Raw genomic sequence first — 18,489 nt, forward strand, 5'->3', positions numbered from 1 at the left:
CGCGCAAAACCGGGCTAGTCGCCGGGTTCGGTGGGCTCGTCACCGGCGACGGCCACGCGGTACCGGACGAACGCGGGCACCGCGAGCGCCGCGATGAGCACCCCGACGACCACCAGCGCCCCGCCGCCCGCAGCGGCCACCGTGGTGCCGACGGCAGCAGCGGCGGCACCGTGCACGGCGTCGGCGAGCCGCGGCCCGCCCGCGACGACGACGATGAACACGCCTTGCAACCGACCACGCACCTCGTCGGAGGCGGCCTGCTGAAGGATCGTCGACCGGAACGCCGCGGACACCATGTCCGCCGCACCGCCGATCGCCAGGAACACGACGGCCGTCCCGAGCATGAGGCCCCCGGTTCCGTTCGCCGCGCCCGACGACAGCCCGAAGCCGACCATGGCCAGCCCCCAGACCACGATCGCCGCGACCACCACCAGCCCTTGCCGCCGAATCCGCGGCAGCCAACCGGAGAACACGCCACCGGCCACCGCTCCCGCCGAAATCGCCGCCGCCAGCAGCGCCATCGTGGTGCCGCCCTCGACCGGCCCGCCGAAACTCTGGTGCGCGATCTGCGGGAACAGCGCGCGCGGCATGCCGAACACCATCGCGATGATGTCGACGACGAAGGACATCAGCACGACGGTGTGGCCGGCCAGGTAGCGGAACCCGTCCCAGACCGCGGCGAACCCCCACCCCGCGGAACGCTCGCCGGTGGGCGGCATCTTGGCCAACCGGAACGTGGCCCAGATCGGCGCGCAGCAGGTGATCGCGTCGATCAGATACAGCGCCGAGAGGTCCACCCACTTCAGCAGCACACCGGCCAGCAGCGGCCCGACGATCGCGCCGAACTGCGTCACGGTCATGTTCAACGAGTTCGCAGCGGGCAGCTGCTCGCCCGGCAACATCCGAGGGATCGCCGCAGCGCGAGTGGGCGAATTGATCGCATAAAACGCCTGCTGCACCGACAGCAGGCACAGCACCACCCACACGTTGTTGAGCGACAACGCCGCCTGCGCCCACAGCAGCACCGACGCCAGCGCCAGCCCGCAGGACGCGATGATCAGCAGCAGGCGCCGGTCCATCGCATCGGCCCAGGCACCGCCCCACAGCCCGAACACGATGAGCGGCACCAGCGCGAACAGGCCCGACAGCCCGACGTACGCCGAGTTCTGGGTGAGCGCATAAATCTGCACCGGCACCGCGAAGATCGTCAGGTTGGCGCCGATGACGGTGACCACACCGGCCAGCCACAGCCGGCGGAAGTCGGGCGTGCGCAGCGGCGCGGTGTCCGCCAGCAGCCGCGAGCTACGGCTGGAGACGTTCGACACGGCCGTCGTGTACCCGAATTCGGTTGTGCAACCGGTTTTCCCGGCCCTGCCAGAACTCGACGACGTCCGGGCCGATGAGGTAGCCGCCCCAATTGGGCGGTACGGGAATCTCGTTGACGCCGGCGAAGCGTTCCGTGACCTCTTTGAGTCGGTCCAGCAACTCGGCGCGCGAGCCGATGGGCTGCGATTGCGCGGATGCCCACGCGCCCAGCTGCGAGCCCCGCGGCCGTTTCGACCAGTACTCCGCGGTGGTCTGCGCGGTGACTTTGCTCACAGGCCCGCGTACGTGGACCTGACGGCCCAGCGCGTACCACGGGAACGTCGCTGACGCATACGGTGTCGCGGCCAGCTCGACACCTTTCGCGGAGTCGTAATTGGTGAAGAACGTGATGCCGGTATGGTGCACGCTCTTGCACAACACCGACCGGCTCGCCGGCCTTCCCCGACGGTCGACCGTGGCCAGCACCATCGCGTTGGGCTCCGCCACACCTGCGCGTTCCGCGTCGTCAATCCACTTGCACAGCAACGCAACCCATCCGTCGGCAAGCCAGTCGACGTCCAGATCGGGACTGCCGTCCTTCTCCGCCGAACCGTATTCGGCTCGCATCCGTGCCAGGTGCTCGTTGTCCGGTCGCGCCACGCGGCAACGCTACGCCGCAGCAGCGCAGTGGTGGTTACCGACCGGTAGACAGCGCCGGCGAGCCGGGTGCGAGAATCAGCGCCATGACTGCGGTACCGGAGAATTTCGTCAGCGGACTCGAAGGCGTGGTGGCCTTTACTACCGAGATTGCCGAGCCGGACAAGGACGGCGGTGCGCTGCGCTACCGCGGGGTCGACATCGAGGATCTGGTCGAGCAGCGGGTGACGTTCGCCGACGTGTGGTCGCTGTTGGTGGACGGCAAGTTCGGCCGTAGCCTGCGCCCGGCCGAGCCGTTCCCGCTGCCGATCCACACCGGCGATGTGCGTGTCGACGTGCAAGCGGGTTTGGCGATGCTGGCGCCGATCTGGGGATACAAGCCGATTCTGGACATCGACGACGACACCGCGCGCGAGCAGCTGGCGCGGGCGTCGGTGATGGCGCTGTCGTACGTCGCGCAGTCCGCCCGCGGTATCGAGCGGCCGGCGATTCCGCAGCGCGAGATCGACCAATGTTCAACTGTCACAGAGCGATTCATGACCCGCTGGAAGGGCGAGCCCGACCCCAAGCACGTCGAAGCCATCGACGCCTACTGGGTGTCCGCGGCCGAGCATGGGATGAACGCGTCGACGTTCACCGCGCGAGTGATCGCGTCGACGGGCGCCGACGTGGCCGCGGCGCTGTCCGGGGCCATCGGCGCGATGAGCGGACCGCTGCACGGCGGCGCACCGGCACGTGTGCTGCCGATGATCGAGGAGGTCGAGAAGACCGGCGACGCGACGGCCGTGGTGAAGGGCATCCTCGACCGCAAGGAGAAGCTGATGGGCTTCGGCCACCGCGTGTACCGCGCGGAGGACCCGCGGGCCCGCGTGCTGCGGTCGACGGCCAAGCGCCTCGCCGCGCCACGCTACGAAGTGGCCGCGGCGCTGGAGCAGGCGGCGCTGACCGAGCTTCGCGAACGCCGCCCCGACCGGGCGATCGAAACCAACGTCGAGTTCTGGGCTGCGGTGATCCTCGATTTCGCCGGGGTGCCCGCAAGGATGATGCCGGCGATGTTCACCTGCGGGCGCACCGCCGGCTGGTGCGCGCACATCCTCGAGCAGAAGCGGCTGGGCAAGTTGGTGCGGCCGTCCGCGGTGTATGTGGGACCCGGCCCGCGGCCGTTGGAGGCGGTCGACGGGTGGTCGGAGATCGCCCGCGTCGGGGTCTGACTCCCGTCGCTCCCTTCCTCCGGATCAGGCGACGTGGTCGCGATGACTTCGGCGCCGGCGGCAGGTCTACCTAGAGAGCCGACCCCCGGAAGAAGGAGATCACCATGGCCATCGAAGTAGAGCCTGCTGTGCTGCCGCACCTGACCGTCGACGACGCGGCCGCCGCCATCGACTTCTACGTGAAGGCATTCGGAGCGGAGGAACTCGGCCGCGTGCCGGGCCCGGACGGCAAGAAGCTGATCCACGCGGCGCTGCGGCTCAACGGTTCGACCGTGATGCTCGCCGACGACTTCCCCGAGATGAACGACGGCAAGCCCAGTGCACCGACCGCGCTCGGCGGCACGCCGGTGACCATCCACCTCGTCGTCACCGATGTCGACGCGAAATTCCAGCAGGCCCTCGATGCCGGTGCGACGGTAGTCATGCCGGTAGAGGACCAGTTCTGGGGCGACCGGTACGGCATGTTGCGCGACCCCTTCGGTCACCAGTGGTCGCTGGGCCAGCCGGTGCGTGAAGTGAGCCCTGAAGAAATCCAGCAGGCCTTCAGCCGGCAGTAGGCCGAGAGCCTCAGCGCTGCAATCTCCGCTGCATCATGCCTCGGCGTCGCCGACCAGCCGCAGCATCGCCGGATCGGATTCACCCTGCTCGTCCGTCGCGCCGCCACGGAAGCGTTCCTCCAGTGCCGCGACGGTGCGGACCCACTCGGTGCCCACGCTGACGCCGCGCCGGTACCGCTCGCTACCCGCGAGGCCGGTCCAGTGCCCGTCGTCGTCCCAGTACAAGCTGATGTACTCGACCACGCCACTGTGACCCGGGTCGAGAACGCGCACCCAGCGGGTGAGCCGACCGTGTGTGGCCTCGGACTTCTGATAGTAGGGAACTTCGTCGGTGGGAAGCTGTGTCCAGCCGAATCGGTTGGCGAGGTCCGCGGCAGCCTGCTTCGTCAATCCCTTGACGAGGTCGATGTGCGGGTGCGGGCGGGATCGCTTCGCGTCGGCGCCACGCCGCGGTTCGCTACCTGCTGCGTGAAGACCGTCCATCTTGGCAGGAGGCGCCGGCCTGATAGAGCTTTGAGTCGGCATGCACCGGACAATACCGACTGATTATCAGAAAAGTCTCCGGTTTCCGGACTTTCGTATTTTCGTTTGCAAATAAATGAGGAACTGGGGCGCTGAAAAGGCACAACACTCGGGCCGCGCGCGAAATCGCCAGTGAGACGCCGAGATTCGACATTGCAGATAGCCGGGAGTTTGCCCCAGCTGATCAGCTCACGAGCGCGTTGGCCGCACCCGTCCGGGTTCTCGGCGAGGCGGCCAACGCGCTCGTCGGCGCATCCACGGGTACCCCGCCGGCCGAAACCACCGATGGCGCCTCGACTCAACCCATGGCGTACGTCGTCGGCTCGGCTGTTCGCCGAACCGCAGTCGAGTCTAGCCACGCGGTTGTTGACCTCACAACATCTAGCAAAATCAGCGGCACTGAGATCCACGCTCGACAGAGTGCAAACATGTGCCAACGAGCGAGGCGAAATGCGAACGTACAGCTGTTGCCCCACAGAGAACGAGTGGCCTTAACCGGTTCGACCAATGCCCGTCGGCCACCTAGTCGACACCGAGTGGCAAAGCACTGTTAACCAGCTTCGCGGATGGACCGCTGAGGGCGTCAGTCGAGGTGTTCAGCCCGGCGCAGCTCTTCCACCTTCGCAGCGAGCTCCTCGACGGCGTGGGCGGAAAGCCCCACCACCCGATTGGCAACCCGTCGCACCCCTTGGTCGCGCATCGCCGCGAGGATCGTCAGCTCCTTGTCCATGACCCGGAAATACCAGTCGTCGGTGAAGTAGGCCGGGCTGACGCGGAAGAACGCGGCGATGCCCTCCACCATCTCTTTCGACGGATTCCCGCGCGTGCCTTTACGCAGCTGGGACAGGTAGGGCGCCGAGATCCGCATGCCCTGGGCGTTGAGGGCATTGATCAGCTCCGCCGAGGTGTGGGGGCCGCGGCCAGGGGGATAGACCGTGTCGAACAGGCGGTTGAGCCGCTGGGTGAACGTCTTTTTCACCATTCGCCGTTGCTCACGCCACGGCAGCGAGTGCACACGCGTCACCGCGTCGAGAGGGCCCTCCGACATGCTGTCGAAGTACTGCTCGTCGGTGAAGTACGCGGGACTCACCCGAAAGAACGCGGCAATGCCTTCGACCAGCTCTTTCGACGGATTTGTGCGCACCCCGGCGCGCAGCTGCGCGATGTAGGGGGCCGACGTGCGCACACCCTGAGCGTTGAGCGCCGCCACCAGTTCCGCCGAGCTGTGCGGTCCCCGGCTTGGCGGGAAGACGGTTTGGAACAACCGGTTCAAACGGGCTGCGAATGTGTCACTCATTCATCTCCTCTTTCCCTCACGCGCGGCAGGTGGGTTTGAGGAAGCCCGCCTCGCCGTAACGCGCAACATCAAACCGACGACTAGAACGATGACATCTTTACATACGTTCGGGATGATTATGCGCGTTCTGAGCAACCAAGGGTATGCCCGAGCCGGCCGGCGACCGTCCGGCGGTGTCTCGACGAGCAGACAGGCTGACCTGGGACGGCTGACGACCTTGCGACCGGCGGAAACGCTCGATCGCTTTGCGGCGCCGTAAAATCAGTTCCGCATTTCGTAATATTTGCCCGCTAGTTCAATAATGATGATCAGCAGTATTGCATTTTTCCATTCCTACCGCCGGAATCGTGTCTGCGACCAGCGCAGGCCCCATGCTGCTGATCACACTTTTCAGGCTGCCGAAGACCGAAAAAGGTCTGGGAAATGTGGTACGAATTTTCGTGACCCACATTCAGAAGTTGTCCGTATCAAGGATTTTCGGGACCATGGAGCGTCGACGTAACCACCAAGCCGGCCAGTCACCCCTGGAAATCCTGCGTCAGCTGCCTGCGCTGGTGTTGCTCGACCGGCTCCCAGTCGCCGCGCTGGCCGTAGCCGAAGACGGCGAAATCATATTCGCGAACAGGGCCTGCGCTGAAATGCTCGGCTACACCGACGCGGAACTCACCGCGTTGCAGTTTCGGGAATTGTTCACCGCATTGCCGGCGGACACCTCAGCAGTGGCGGCCATGCGGGCCTTTGCCGATGTGGTCGTCGAGCTCAAACATCACGACGGGTCGCCGGTGAACGCGCGAATGAGCAAGTCGGTGCTACGGCGCGACGACGACCCCGTGGCGCTGGTGACATTCCAGGACCTCACCGAGCAGCTGTGGGTTCAAGGCCTCTGAGTTCCGATCGTCAGCGCTGACCCCGCATGACGCATCGATTCCCGGGAGACGAATTCGCGGAAGTACGGCAGCGCCTCGTGGTTGGCGATCGCCGGAAGCAGCACATCCCAGGCGCGGGTGAGGCGAGCGACGAGATCGTCGTATCCGGAACTCGCGCTGGACAACAACTCCACGCCGAGGACCGCGGCTAGCAGTAACTCACTGGCCGTCACCGGGTCCGTGGCGTCGTTGAGGTCGCCTTGCTCCCGCGCGGACGTCATCTGCGATGTGATCACTTGGATCCATCCGGTGTAGACCTCGGCTGCCCACTCGCTGAAGTCGGCCTGTGCACGCGCCAGCCGCACCGCCGTGCGAGCCAGCTTGTCGTGGCGCACCATATCGGCGACGACGAACACAGCGTGGATGACGTTCTCGAATGCCGGCGCCGGCGCCGATGTGATGTCGGCGAAACAGGCTGTCATCGCAGCCATCCCGTCTTCGACGATCGCGCGCGCCAGCGTCTCTTTGGAGTCGAAGTGGTAGTAAAGGGCACCTTTGGTGACCCCGACCCGATCGATGATGTCGCCGAGGCTGGTGGCTTCATAGCCGACGTCGGTGAACAGGCCAACCGCGGCGTCGATGATTTTCTGCCGGGTCAACTCAGACCGGGCCTGCCGCGCCATGCCTGCACTCCTCCGAAGTCCGCCGTCGCCGCGGCGCCCCGGTGAGCGTAACAGCGCGGCGCGGTCAGGGCGTGTCGGCGCGCAGGGGCACGGTGTTCACGGCCATCGCGGTGCGCCGCTTGATGAACTGGGTCATGTACCCGGCCCGCTCGGGCGGCGCCACGGCGGACAAGACCAGCAGCCACAGCTGCTCGAAGTTCGTGAAGAAGGTGTGGGAATTCGACAGGTCACTGGTTTGGCGCAGCCCCATGTACAACGCGACGAGAAGCCGTCCCGCCGCGTCGGGCGCCACGTCTGCCTTGACGTCACCTTCGGAGATCGCGCGCTCGAAGATGATTGCGAATGCGTCGATCCATTCGCCGAGCAGTTTCGCCTGCACACCGTCGGCACGGCCGACGCTCTCGACCAGGTTCATTGCGGCGCGGCACACTTCGTCGCTGAGGTCAAGTGTCGCAACGAGATACGACATGTCGATCAACGTCTCCAGACCAGACAGCCGACGCGAGAAGGCTGCCTTGGCCGCAACCCTGCCTCTGTCCAGTTGTTCGTCGATGATCGCCAGTGCCAATGCGTACTTCGACCGGAAATGGAAATACATCGCGCCCTTGGTGACCGCGGCATTGGCGAGAATGTCGTCGAGGCTGACCTGACTGTAAGGCCGATGCGCGAACTGATGAGCCGCGGCATGAAGAATCTGCCGACGTGTGAGGTCGGCTCGCTTATCGCTCGGTTCGGTCACGTGACGCTCGGAATACCTTTACGGAAAACGGACTTTCTTTCAGGTATTGTGCCACCTGGGTCCGCACTTCGGTCAATGGACCCGATCGGTAGACGAACGGTGGCCGTGTTCACCGCCGTCGGCCTCGGAGCCACCGGCTACGTCGGTGACGGGAAACCGCATCGGCACTCGACCGGCAACCAGCAGCGTCTCTGTCGCATCGTGAGGCAGCGGCCGCGACAGCAGAAAGCCCTGAGCACGGTAGCAGCCGTGGGCCACCAGTGTCTGGGCAGCCAGTTCGGTCTCCACGCCTTCGGCGACCAATGTCAGATCGAACGCCTCGGCAAGCCCGATGATGGCGCGCACGATCGCCAGATCCCCGGCGTTAGTGCCGAGTTCACGCACGAAGCTCCTGTCGATCTTGAGCGTGTCGACAGGCAGGTCCTTCAGGTAAGACAGCACGCTGTAACCGGTGCCGAAGTCGTCGATGGCAACTTGCACGCCCAGCGCACTCAGTCCGGCAAGAGTCGTGCGTGTGGTCTCAATGTCTTGCACCACAACACTTTCCGTGATCTCGAGGCATAACGAACTGCCGTCGAGCGAATACTCGTCGATGATGTTGGCGACTGTCGACACGAAACCGGCCGCGACGAGCTGCACGGGAGATACGTTGAGCCGCAGAAGCGCATTGTGTCCCAGACCACGTTCGCGCCAGGCTGCGAATTGCGAACATGCCGCCCTGATCACCCAGCGGCCCAATTCGCCTGCGAGGTTGACGGATTCCGCCACACCGATGAACGCGTCCGGCGACAGCAGACCCCACACCGGATGCTGCCATCGGACCAACGCCTCGAGCGCCAGGATCTCGCCGGTGCGCATGTCCACCTCGGGAAGGTAGTGCAGCGTCAGCGCCCCGCTGTCGATGACGTCTTGCAGGTGCAATTCGATGTCGTTGCGGAATTCGCTGCGCTTAGCCATTTCGTGAGTGAACACCGCGATCTGATTCCCACCGGCATTCTTCGCGGCCAGCACCGCCTGATCCGCACGCCGCAGCAGATCCGTGGTGCTGTCTTCTCCGGGAATACCGGTCGCTACGCCAATACTGACGGTCCGCGTTACCAATTCGCCTTCGATATTCACGCGGTCGCACAATGCGGCGTGCAATTGTTGCGCCAGCGCTTCCGCGTCGTGGATATCGACAGCCGCACTCGGAACGACCACGAATTCGTCACCACCGAGTCTGGCGATCAGCGCGGTAGTACCGACTTTGTCGGAGAGCCGCTGCGCGACGGCCCGGATGAACTGGTCCCCCGCGGTGTGCCCGAGGAAGTCGTTGATGGCCTTGAGACGGTCGAGGTCCAAGAACAGCAGCGCCACCGCAGGAGGCTCGCCCGGTTGCATCCGGCCGTCGAGATAGCTCAGTAGCGACCGGCGGTTGTGCATGCCGGTGAGGTCGTCGTGGTCGGCGAGGAAGCGCAGCTGCTCTTCGGCGTTGATCCGGGCTTGAAGCTGGGCGAACAACGACGCGATCGCTTCCACCGCATTCAACTCTTCGGTGGTCCATTCACGGTCGCCGTATTTCACGAAACCGAGTGCCCCGGTGGTGGTCTCACCCGAGACGAGCGGTGCCGCGGCCATGGACGTCTCTACGATGTGGCGGCCCTCTTCGATGCGACGCTGGTAGTCGTCGGTCGCGGGATCCGGGCGAATCACCAGCGGTGTCTTGGCGTGCTCCGACACCGCGAACACCGGATCGGCGTTTTCGAAGTAGACCACCGCGAGTGGGTCCGGATCCGGGACATCCGAGCGCGGTGGCCATTCTGCGATCAGCCGCGAGGCCCGGATGTTGTGGTCGTTGTGCCGCAAGAAGCTCACGTCGACGTCGAAGTACTCGACCATGGTGGCCAGAACGTCCTGGCTCACCTGAGCGGCATTCGCCGCCGTCGCCGACATGAGCTTCGTCGCAACGGAGGTGACCAGAAGATCGAGGCTTACGGTCACCGCAGCTCCGCAGATCGACGTTGCGCGGTGGGCCGAGCGACAGTCAACGGACGCCGACGGCTCTTCACCGACGGACGCGCCCCGTAGAACATCCGCAGCACCAGCACCGGTGACTCCCCCGTTTCCAAACCGACAAGATCTGCGAACCCGTCGCGCAGCTCTGTCAATTCGGCGACATGGGAGGGCGACACACTGGTGAGCTCGTCAGCGGTGTGGGCGTAGAGGAACACCGGCGAGATCGGCTGTACCGCAATGCCATGCTGCTCTGCCACCACCCAGACCGCTTCCAGCGCTGATCCGCCGCGTGCATAGTCCAGCAGCGTACGGCCATGCACGCAGACAACCGCAACGGCGGATGATCCCGCGACACGGTCTCGGGTGTCGGCGGCCAAAGCGGCGCCGCCATCCCAGGCGGCAAGTTCAGCCATCACATCGGATCGGCGGAGAATGTCGAGCACCGCCCACTGGTTTGCATCGAGTTCCAGGCTCGCAATGTCGATACCCGAATCGGCCGCGGCGTCGCCTGGCCACCGCAGTTCCGAGATCATCTCCGCGTGCAGCTTCGGTGTCAGGTAGCGGATTCGGTCGGACTCGCCGAGAATATTTGCGCAAGAGTTGATGTCGACGGCGTCCGTCAGGAGCCGCAGCCGGCCGCCTTCGCTGGCGGCGGCGGACGTCAAATCCGCAATTGCGACGGGGGACAATGGTTGCGTTGTCCCCGCGTGCCGGTTGGTCGCCCTGTTGCGCATGGCATCGGCCAACGCGGACAACCGATCCGGCTGCTCGTCCCCGAGGGTCAGCACCGCATGCAGCGGTGAGCCGTTTCCGCCCTCCCACATCGACACTGGACCGAGAACACCCTGCGCGGCCGCGGCGACACGCGCATTGAAAACCGCCGCGCCCACGGCGACTGCGCTGGCGCGAAGGCCGACATCCATGGTCGACGTGTGCTCCGGCACGAGCGACACACTGACCGAGTGGTCGCTGAATTCGATTTTCCACGGCTGTGCGTTACCGCCCGATGGTGCCCGGATAGCTGCAGCCGCAATGGATTCCGCAACGCGCTCCGGCTCTGCCGTCTCGGGCTGAGAGGTCGACGGAGGGGGCGCGGGGGTGGGTCGGGACAGCGGGTCTTCGAGGCTGCACAGCGCGGCTGCGACGTCGACGCGGATTCGTCCCGACGGCAGGGCCTCGCCGAGTCCTATCCGGCGGATGGCCTCCGCGATCGTCCCGGCGCCGACCGCGACGTCGCCGGCCAGTTGGGGCCAGGTGGACAGCGTGTGGCCGATTTCGAGCAGAGATGCTGCGCCGCGCGAGGATAGTGCGCCACCGTCGATCAGGCGCAGCAACTGTGCAACCCTGTCGGCACCTCCGAGCGAGCCGATTCCGTCGTCGTCGATATCCCCTACCAGGCCGTGAAAAATCGGGCGATCGGGTTGAAGGTCAAAGCGTTCAACGTCGACCAACCCGCGGTCGCTGGTCGCCATCAGCACCGGTCGCCGGCGCGCACGCGCAGCCAACCGCACAGCGGCCTTCATCTGGAACGAATCACATTCCTCCACAACGATGTCGACACCGTCGACGAATTCGTCGAGAGACTCCGGTGTGATGCCGCAGGCAATCACGTCCACAGAAAGATACGGGTCGACCTCTGCGATGCGACGTGCTGCGACTACCGCCTTGCTCACGCCGAGGTCGAGGACGGTGGCCGGCACCCGATTGAGATTGGTCAACTCGAGATCGTCGAAGTCCGCCAGCCGCAGCGATCCGCACACTCCTTGCAGCGCAACGGTGTGCGCAATGGCGTGACCGACGCTGAGCCCCACGATTCCCACGCGCAGCGTGGCGAGCCGCTCGTGCTCTGCGGCGGTGATCAGGTTGCGGTTGCGGTCCAGTCGCACCAGTCGATAGCCACGCGGACCCAGAATCGCCGCGAGCGTTCGGCGCCACGGGAAGTACGCCCAGCGCGTCGGCTCGGCAGTCACCTCGGGTGGCGGCGAGGGCACGATGCCGGCGAGTGTGCGCTTCTGCTGCGCGACTGTGTCGATCACGTCGATGCGCTCGTCGGCGCGCAGCCGCGTCAAGAGGGCACGGTCGGCAGCATCGCCGGCGTCGAGGACGCGCGCGCGGTGCTCATCTGGGTCAGGCGCCTGTGTCACAGCAGATGTAGGGTGGCATGCGCACGTCGCCGTGTCGAGGCGGCCCGCGCTCGTCAGCGCCTGGAGTCGTCGGTCGAATTTGCGCCGTGGCGATGGCTAAACGGTGTCGTAATGGTCGCCCGCCGCGATCGGAAAAGCACCATCACGAATGGCGATTGCCGGAATTCCGTCGCCGGATTACCGCAATACGTTCTGATCGTAGCCGCGCCAAAAACCCGGGGCTGTGGAAAACTAAAAGTATGCAACTGACACTAATTGCATACCCTTAGCATCTAGATTTGCATTGACCGAACTATTAGAATTAGGCCGGGATTTTTGCCTGGTCATTATGAAAACATATGACCGTCGGGGTGCGAGTTGATGCAGGGAGCAAAAGCCGTCCACCCCAGCCAACCCGCGAAGGAGATGTGTAATGCGGATCGCATTCTCGCAACAGCAAACCACGAATTTCCAACTCAGCGAGCGACTGTGCTGGCATGACGACGAAACGGGCTATCGCCTAATGGTGTCGCAGCCCAGCGTGGATCCGCAGTTGTGGGAGCAGTACGGCGAAGGTGCCGTGCAAAGTTACCGGCGCCACGGCGTCGAATGCGCCCTCGACCAAGCCGCCCTGCAGAGCGGGGACGACACGATCATGTTCTTCGCGGCCCTCGACGCCGACGACACCGTGGTTGCCGGAGTGCGCGCGATCGGTCCACTGAGCTGCGCTGACGACTCACATGCCGTCCTCGAATGGCAAGGCCAACCCGGTGAAGGAGCCGTGCGCAAGATGATCGAGGACCGGATTCCCTACGGCGTCCTGGAGATGAAATCGGCCTGGGTCGGCGAGAAAGTTGCGCACAGTCAGCAACTGACCGAGGCCATCGCCCGCAGCGGATATCACATCGCCTCGCTGCTGGGTGTGCAGTTCCACATGGCCACTGCCGCCGCCTATGTGCTCAACCGATGGCGGTCGTCCGGCGGCGTCATCGCCCCCATTCCGGCGGCGCCGTACCCGGACGAGCGCTACCAGACCAAGCTGATCTGGTGGGACCGGCGCACCTTCATCCGCCACGCTGCGCCGCACCAAGCCGCCAAGATGCTCATCGAAAGCAGTGCGATCCGAAGGAACTTTGCTGCCGTCGCAGAATCGACGCGCTGAGCCTCTCCTGCGGCGGCCGGCCTGCCGGTAATCCGTGCCGGGGTGGGCGACTGTCCGGTGCCGTCGGCACTAGGCATAACATCGCCTTACATGGCAGCACCCCATCGCGACGAGCCACAGGACAAGCCCGCAGACACGTCTGCCAAAACGCCTTCCCGGGTGCAGGCGGTGAGGTCGGCGGTCATTCGCCCGTTCGCTCGCACGGGTCGCTACTACGCCCAGTCCTGGCGCGACTACCTCGACGGTAAGCCCACCGATCTGCCGATCGCCCGGCCCACGGTCTCGCTGGCCGCGCAGGCGTTGCGCGACGAGATCGTGCTCAGCGGGCTGCGGATGAGCCGGCCGGTGAGCGAACCGGTGGCCTTCGAGCGGATCACCCGGGAGGTGACCGCCGCGTTGCAGTTCTACCGCGACAAGGGCTGGCTGGACGCGCCCGAGGGCTTTTTCGCCGCGCCCCCGGAACTGACCGACATCGGACTGCGCGAGGTCAAGCGGCGCAACCGCTCCTACCACCGGTTCGCATTCGACAGCGGCTACGAACCGTACGACGGCGAGCCCGGCCGCGACCGCTGGCTCTCCTACACCGCGAACAACCGCGAATACGGCTTGATGCTGCGGCATGACGAGCCGCGCCCGTGGCTGGTGTGCGTGCACGGCACAGAGATGGGCCGCGGCGGAATCGACCTGAGACTGTTCCGCGCGTGGCACCTGCACGAGGACCTGGGCCTCAACGTCGTGCTGCCGGTGCTGCCGCTGCACGGCCCGCGCAAGCGCGGGGTGCCCAAGGGCGCCGTCCTGCCCGGCGAAGACGTGCAGGACGACGTGCACGCCGCGGCCCAGGCTGTGTGGGACATCCGCCGTGTGCTGTCCTGGATCCGGTTGCAGGAGCCCGAGTCGCCGATCGGGCTGGACGGTATCTCTCTGGGCGGTTACATCGCGTCACTGGTGGCGAGCCTCGAGGACGGCCTCACGTGCGCCATCCTCGGTGTCCCGGTGGCGGATCTGGTCGACGTCCTGGCCCGTCACTCGGGGCTCAGCAGTGACGACCCGCGCCGCGAGACGATCCGGATGGCCAGACCGATCGGCCGGATGGTGTCACCGTTGTCGCTGACACCGAAGGTGCCGATGCGCGGCCGCTTCATCTACGGCGGCGTCGCCGATCGCCTGGTCCACCCGCGCGAGCAGGTGGTGCGGCTGTGGGAGCACTGGGGCCGGCCCGAGATCGTCTGGTATCGCGGCGGCCATACCGGATTCTTCCGCTCTCGGCCGGTGCAGGACTTCATCGAGGCGGCGCTGGTTCAGTCGGGGCTGCTGCACAGCTGAGCGGTCGTTACAGCAGCGGCCGCGGGTCGAAGGTCACCTGAACCCGCTGAACCCGACCGTTTTCCAGGTGGCACCAATTGACGACGGGCACCGGGTCGCCTCCTTTGGGGTGGAGATAGAACCAGGTCAGCACGTCGCTGTCGTCGGCGATCATCTTCTCCACCGAGACGCCGTCGAGGGCTTCCGCGAACCGGGCGAGCGACGCGACGTAGTCGTCGGCTCCGCTCGCCGACCCCAGCGGCCCGGAGAACGTCACATCCTCGGCGAGGATCGACCGCAACCGGTCGAAGTCCTTGTTGTTCCAGCTGTCGAAGTAGGTCTGGGCAATAGTCGTAGGTTCCATGCCCTCATGGTGCGTCGGTTGCCGTGCATAAGTCCAAAATATGTTTCTTATGTAATCCATAATCGCTGGTTATGGAACTGCATCAGCTGGAATACTTCGTCGCGGTCGCCGAAGAGAGCAGCTTCACCAAGGCAGCGGCCCGGCTGCATGTCGCCCAGCCCGGGGTGAGCGCGCAGCTCCGCCGGCTCGAGCAGGAGCTCGGACAGACGTTGTTCGACCGCTCCGGCCGTTCTGTGCGGGTCACCGACGCCGGCCTCGCGATGCTGCCGCTGGCCCGGGCCGCACTGGCGGCCGTCGCCGAAATCCGCACCACCGCAAACGAATTCAGTGGAGTGCTACGCGGCCACGTCGCGGTGGGAATGATGACGTCGTGCCCGCCCGGCGTCGTCACCGCAACACTGGCGCGGTTTCATCACCGTCACCCCGACGTGCGGGTCAGCTTGATCGAAGCGCCGACCGCCGAGTTGGTCGCCGGTCTGCGCGACGGGTCGCTGGATCTGGCCGTCATCGGCTTTTCCTCCCCGCCGGCCGGGCTGCACGTCGAGGTGATCAACGACGACGTTCTGGTGGCGGCGGTCGACCCGGCTCACCCGCTGGCCGCGCACAACAGTGTGTCGTTGCGCCGTCTGGTCGACTACGACCTCATCTGTCTGCCACGCGGGGCCGGGATTCGTAACAGCCTGGACGAGGGGTGCGCGCACACCCGGCTCACCGCCCGGGTCACGCTCGAGGTGAGCAATCCCGAGGTGGTCGGGGACCTGGCGGCGCAGGGACTCGGGGTGGCAGTGCTGCCAGAGTCGTATGCGCGCACCCGCGACGACGTGCGGCTGGTACGCATCGTGCGGCCGGTGCTGCGCGGAGGAGTCGCTGTCGCATGGCGGGCGGACCGCCGGCTGTCTTCAGCGGCCGCGGCGCTGGTCCGGCTCTGGCCTCTTCCCGCAGCCGCTTCTGCGAGCCGCCGCTAGTGCAGCAAAGCGGCCAGCAGGCCGCGGCGCGGCCGTGCGCTGGCGGCCACCTGCAGCATCTCCTCGACGGTGGCGAACTTGTCGCGCGGCCGGCCGTCGGCGCGACCGCGTTCGATCTCGGCGCGATCGATGGCCTGCCATCCCGTCCGGTCGATGACCTGAGGCTGGCGCGCGCACAGCAGCCGGTCCAACGCCCGCGGCCCTGCCGCCGGATCGGCGAGCCGGCCGGCGTTGTAGTCGTCGACGAGCGCGTTGACGGTCTCTTGGGCGCACGACTTGTTGGTGCCGATGAAACCTGTTGGGCCCCTTTTGATCCAGCCCGCGACATAGCTACCCGGCACCGCAGAACCGGTATGCGGGTCGAGCACGCGGCCGCCCCGGTTTGGCACCACGCCCGCGTGCTCGTCGAACGGCAGACCCGGCACTGGCCGGCCGCGGTAGCCGATCGAGCTCAGCACAAGCCCAGCGTCGACGTCGAGGACCGTGTCGGTGCCGGTGACCATGAACTCGATGCCCTCGGCGCGCCGACGCCCCCGCACCCGCGACGGCGTCATGCGATAGGCCAGCCGGACCACCGGCTGGTCGCCGTATTCGTCGTAAATGCCAAGGGAGACAAGCAGTTCGAGCTTGTGCCGGGTGAGGCGGTCCGAGCAGCGGGCGAGATCCGCGCGGACCAGCTCGTGGTCGTCGGCGCTCAACACCACCCGCGCGGCATTCGTCAGCCCGATCATTTCCGGCAGGGTGAACGCCGACGCGGCCGGACCCCGGCGGGCTGCGACCAGCACCTCGCGCACCTTGCTGCCCGCCAGTGCCGTCAGCGCAGCACGCGAAATATCAGTGGCGGCAAGCTTTTCGGGGTCTGCGGTGAGCAGTCGCGCGACGTCGAGCGCGACGTTGCCGTTGCCGACGATGACGACGCGCTCGTGGTCCAGCGGCACGTCGAGGTCACGGTAGTCGGGGTGGGCGTTGATCCAGCCGACCAGTTCGGTGGCGGTGGCGGTGCCGGGCATGCCGAAGCCGTCGATGTGCAGGCGCCGGTCTGCCGATGCGCCGACCGCGTAGACCACCGCGTGGTGGTGGCGCAGGAGCTCTTCGTGTGAAAGGTGCTTGCCCACTTCGACATTGAGATAGAAGCCGAACCCGGGCTGGCTGGTGATCCGGTCGAACAGCCGCGTCACGCGCTTGGTGGTCTGGTGGTCGGGCGCCACGCCCGCGCGGACCAGGCCGTACGGCGTGGGCAGCTTCTCGAACACGTTGACCCGCACGTCGGGCTGGGTCAGCAACTCGTCGGCGGTATACATCGCCGCGGGACCCGATCCCACGACGGCGACCCGCAGCGGGCCGCGCCGCCGGATCGCGGGCGCCTCGATGACGGGCGCGAGTTTCGATGTGGGAGGCAGCTTTTCACCGGGCGGCCGAGGCGGATAGAACGACGCGTTGAGCTCGACGAACGGCAACTGCTCAGCCGTGAGCCGATTGTCGGGTGCGATCGCGCCGACCGGGCAGGCCGATACGCACGCGCCGCAGTCCACGCACGCGTCCGGATCGATGTGCAGCATCTCCGCGGTGGCGAAGCCCGGTTCGTCCGGCGTCGGGTGAATGCAGTTGACCGGGCACGCGTAGACGCAGGACCCGTCGCTGCAGCACGACTGGGTGATGACGTGCGGCATCCGCTTACGCCGCCGGAAGGTGCTGGCGCTGCGGCTCTGAGCGGTAGCGCGACGGCCGGCCGTCGATCTTGCAGAGCCGCCACATCAGCCGCGCCGGCCGGTTCATCAGGCCGACCTCGTGGCACAGCATGCGGACGTCACCGAACATGTCGCGAAGCCATTGCCGCGAGTCCGGTGAATCGAAGAACAGCTCCTTGCGCACCGAGCGCGGGATGTCGAACTCTTTGAAGAACTGCCGCGGCGGCACCGTGATCGCTTGGCACAGCACCCTCATGATGATCGGCACGTGAAGCGACAGCCAGAACTTCGACCGCCGGCGCATCTGCGGGACACGCTTGCGCAGGTATTCGTGCGCGAACGAAATGTGGCGGGCCTCCTCGGCGACGTGGATCGCCATCACCTTCTCCATGATCGGATGCAGTGACTTGCCTTCGCGCAGGATGTTCTTCTGCGCGTGGTCGATCGGCTCCTCGCCCGCCAGCACGCCGAAGAAGAACACGATCGGAAGTGGCCCTGCCGCAAGCGGAATCAGCGGCGAGATCCACCGCAGCAGCCTGGGCATACCCGGCACGTCGACGCCGATGCGGTTGACCATCTCCTGGAACATCATTGTGTGGTTGCACTCTTCGACCGACTCGTGCAGGCAGTACCGGTACTCCGGCGACCCGTTGGGCACCCAGAACGTGTACTGCATCAAGCCGCGGACCAGGATGCTCTCGAAGTGCAGGCCCACCTTCGCGACGTTGGCCTGACGCCACATGCCGATCGCGATCTGCTTCTCCAGCGGTTGCGCCTTGTACCACGGGTGCCGCCCGAGCGGGTCGGTCGCCGGCAGCACCCACCGGGGGTCGTTCTCGGTGACGGCGAACGCGGGATCATCCCAGTCGATGTCGGTGTACGGGTTGAAGTTCCGGCGCACGGAGCCCTCGGACAGGACAGCCAGGGTGTCGACGTATTCGCGGTCGTCGTCGACCTCCATGTTGCGCTTCCACCGCTTCATCACGCGCGTCCGAGCCATTCGAGCCCTCCCCTATGAGGTTTACATCGATACGCCTTATGTCCAGAGACGGT

Annotated in this window: 17 protein-coding genes; 6 read left to right on the forward strand and 11 right to left on the reverse strand. The window is 66.0% G+C overall.

From position 1 onward, the window contains the following. Positions 1-14: 14 nt before the first annotated feature. Positions 15-1,325, reverse strand: a complete 1,311-nt coding sequence (locus tag AC5Y39_RS15135; protein WP_500019138.1) for an MFS transporter — start codon at positions 1,323-1,325, stop codon at positions 15-17. After that, entirely contained in the window at positions 1,303-1,965 is a 663-nt protein-coding gene (pdxH, locus tag AC5Y39_RS15140; protein WP_500048241.1) for a pyridoxamine 5'-phosphate oxidase, read from the reverse strand. The genes AC5Y39_RS15135 and pdxH overlap by 23 nt, the downstream gene beginning before the upstream one ends. An 83-nt stretch (positions 1,966-2,048) precedes the next feature. Between pdxH and AC5Y39_RS15145 the strand changes: the two genes are divergently transcribed. Both AC5Y39_RS15145 and AC5Y39_RS15150 read left to right on the forward strand, forming a co-directional pair. Continuing rightward, a complete protein-coding gene (locus tag AC5Y39_RS15145) occupies positions 2,049-3,173 on the forward strand; it encodes a citrate synthase 2 (RefSeq protein WP_500048242.1) in 1,125 nt (374 codons plus the stop codon). Positions 3,174-3,277: 104 nt separating this feature from the next. Beyond that, positions 3,278-3,730 (forward strand): VOC family protein, encoded by a 453-nt coding sequence (locus AC5Y39_RS15150; protein ID WP_500048243.1) that lies wholly within the window; start codon positions 3,278-3,280, stop codon positions 3,728-3,730. Between the two features lie 33 nt (positions 3,731-3,763). On the opposite strand, the gene AC5Y39_RS15155 is transcribed toward AC5Y39_RS15150, so the two are convergent. Together AC5Y39_RS15155 and AC5Y39_RS15160 are read right to left on the reverse strand one after the other, a co-directional pair. Then, positions 3,764-4,213 carry a hypothetical protein gene (locus AC5Y39_RS15155; RefSeq protein ID WP_500048244.1) on the reverse strand — a complete coding sequence of 150 codons (450 nt, stop codon included), beginning with the start codon at positions 4,211-4,213 and terminating at the stop codon, positions 3,764-3,766. A 622-nt stretch (positions 4,214-4,835) separates the two neighbouring features. Then, positions 4,836-5,231: a helix-turn-helix domain-containing protein gene (locus AC5Y39_RS15160; protein WP_499907452.1), complete on the reverse strand. Its 396-nt coding sequence runs from the start codon at positions 5,229-5,231 to the stop codon at positions 4,836-4,838. A gap of 803 nt (positions 5,232-6,034) precedes the next feature. Here AC5Y39_RS15160 and AC5Y39_RS15165 point away from each other — a divergent pair. After that, on the forward strand, positions 6,035-6,436 hold the full coding sequence (locus AC5Y39_RS15165) for a PAS domain-containing protein (protein ID WP_500048245.1): 402 nt from the start codon (positions 6,035-6,037) through the stop codon (positions 6,434-6,436). Here the strand turns inward: AC5Y39_RS15165 and AC5Y39_RS15170 are convergent. From AC5Y39_RS15170 to AC5Y39_RS15185, 4 genes are all read right to left on the reverse strand, one after another. Further along, complete coding sequence (locus AC5Y39_RS15170) at positions 6,424-7,098, reverse strand: ScbR family autoregulator-binding transcription factor (RefSeq protein ID WP_500048246.1); 675 nt, start codon at positions 7,096-7,098, stop codon at positions 6,424-6,426. The two genes, AC5Y39_RS15165 and AC5Y39_RS15170, sit on opposite strands and share 13 nt — an antisense overlap. Positions 7,099-7,162: 64 nt before the next feature. After that, complete coding sequence (locus AC5Y39_RS15175) at positions 7,163-7,837, reverse strand: TetR family transcriptional regulator (RefSeq protein WP_500048247.1); 675 nt, start codon at positions 7,835-7,837, stop codon at positions 7,163-7,165. A 72-nt stretch (positions 7,838-7,909) separates the two neighbouring features. Beyond that, the gene (locus AC5Y39_RS15180) at positions 7,910-9,769 is read right to left on the reverse strand and encodes a putative bifunctional diguanylate cyclase/phosphodiesterase (protein ID WP_500048261.1); all 1,860 of its coding nucleotides are present in this window, start codon (positions 9,767-9,769) and stop codon (positions 7,910-7,912) included. A gap of 44 nt (positions 9,770-9,813) precedes the next feature. Next, positions 9,814-11,976, reverse strand: a complete 2,163-nt coding sequence (locus tag AC5Y39_RS15185; protein ID WP_500048248.1) for an Rv1355c family protein — start codon at positions 11,974-11,976, stop codon at positions 9,814-9,816. 412 nt (positions 11,977-12,388) lie between these two features. Between AC5Y39_RS15185 and AC5Y39_RS15190 the strand changes: the two genes are divergently transcribed. Further along, on the forward strand, positions 12,389-13,117 hold the full coding sequence (locus tag AC5Y39_RS15190; protein WP_500048249.1) for a hypothetical protein: 729 nt from the start codon (positions 12,389-12,391) through the stop codon (positions 13,115-13,117). A gap of 90 nt (positions 13,118-13,207) precedes the next feature. Further along, positions 13,208-14,440: an alpha/beta hydrolase family protein gene (locus AC5Y39_RS15195; protein ID WP_500048250.1), complete on the forward strand. Its 1,233-nt coding sequence runs from the start codon at positions 13,208-13,210 to the stop codon at positions 14,438-14,440. A 7-nt stretch (positions 14,441-14,447) separates the two neighbouring features. Here AC5Y39_RS15195 and AC5Y39_RS15200 read toward each other — a convergent pair whose 3' ends face one another. Continuing rightward, a complete protein-coding gene (locus tag AC5Y39_RS15200; protein WP_500048251.1) occupies positions 14,448-14,783 on the reverse strand; it encodes a nuclear transport factor 2 family protein in 336 nt (111 codons plus the stop codon). Between the two features lie 71 nt (positions 14,784-14,854). Between AC5Y39_RS15200 and AC5Y39_RS15205 the strand changes: the two genes are divergently transcribed. After that, entirely contained in the window at positions 14,855-15,748 is an 894-nt protein-coding gene (locus AC5Y39_RS15205; RefSeq protein WP_500048252.1) for a LysR family transcriptional regulator, read from the forward strand. Here AC5Y39_RS15205 and AC5Y39_RS15210 read toward each other — a convergent pair. Both AC5Y39_RS15210 and AC5Y39_RS15215 read right to left on the reverse strand, forming a co-directional pair. Continuing rightward, positions 15,745-17,418 (reverse strand): FAD-dependent oxidoreductase, encoded by a 1,674-nt coding sequence (locus AC5Y39_RS15210; protein ID WP_500048253.1) that lies wholly within the window; start codon positions 17,416-17,418, stop codon positions 15,745-15,747. The genes AC5Y39_RS15205 and AC5Y39_RS15210 overlap by 4 nt on opposite strands. 4 nt (positions 17,419-17,422) lie before the next feature. Further along, on the reverse strand, positions 17,423-18,436 hold the full coding sequence (locus AC5Y39_RS15215; RefSeq protein ID WP_500019136.1) for an AurF N-oxygenase family protein: 1,014 nt from the start codon (positions 18,434-18,436) through the stop codon (positions 17,423-17,425). Between the last annotated feature and the right edge of the window lie 53 nt (positions 18,437-18,489).

The organism is Mycobacterium sp. NGS39 (genome assembly GCF_059812765.1).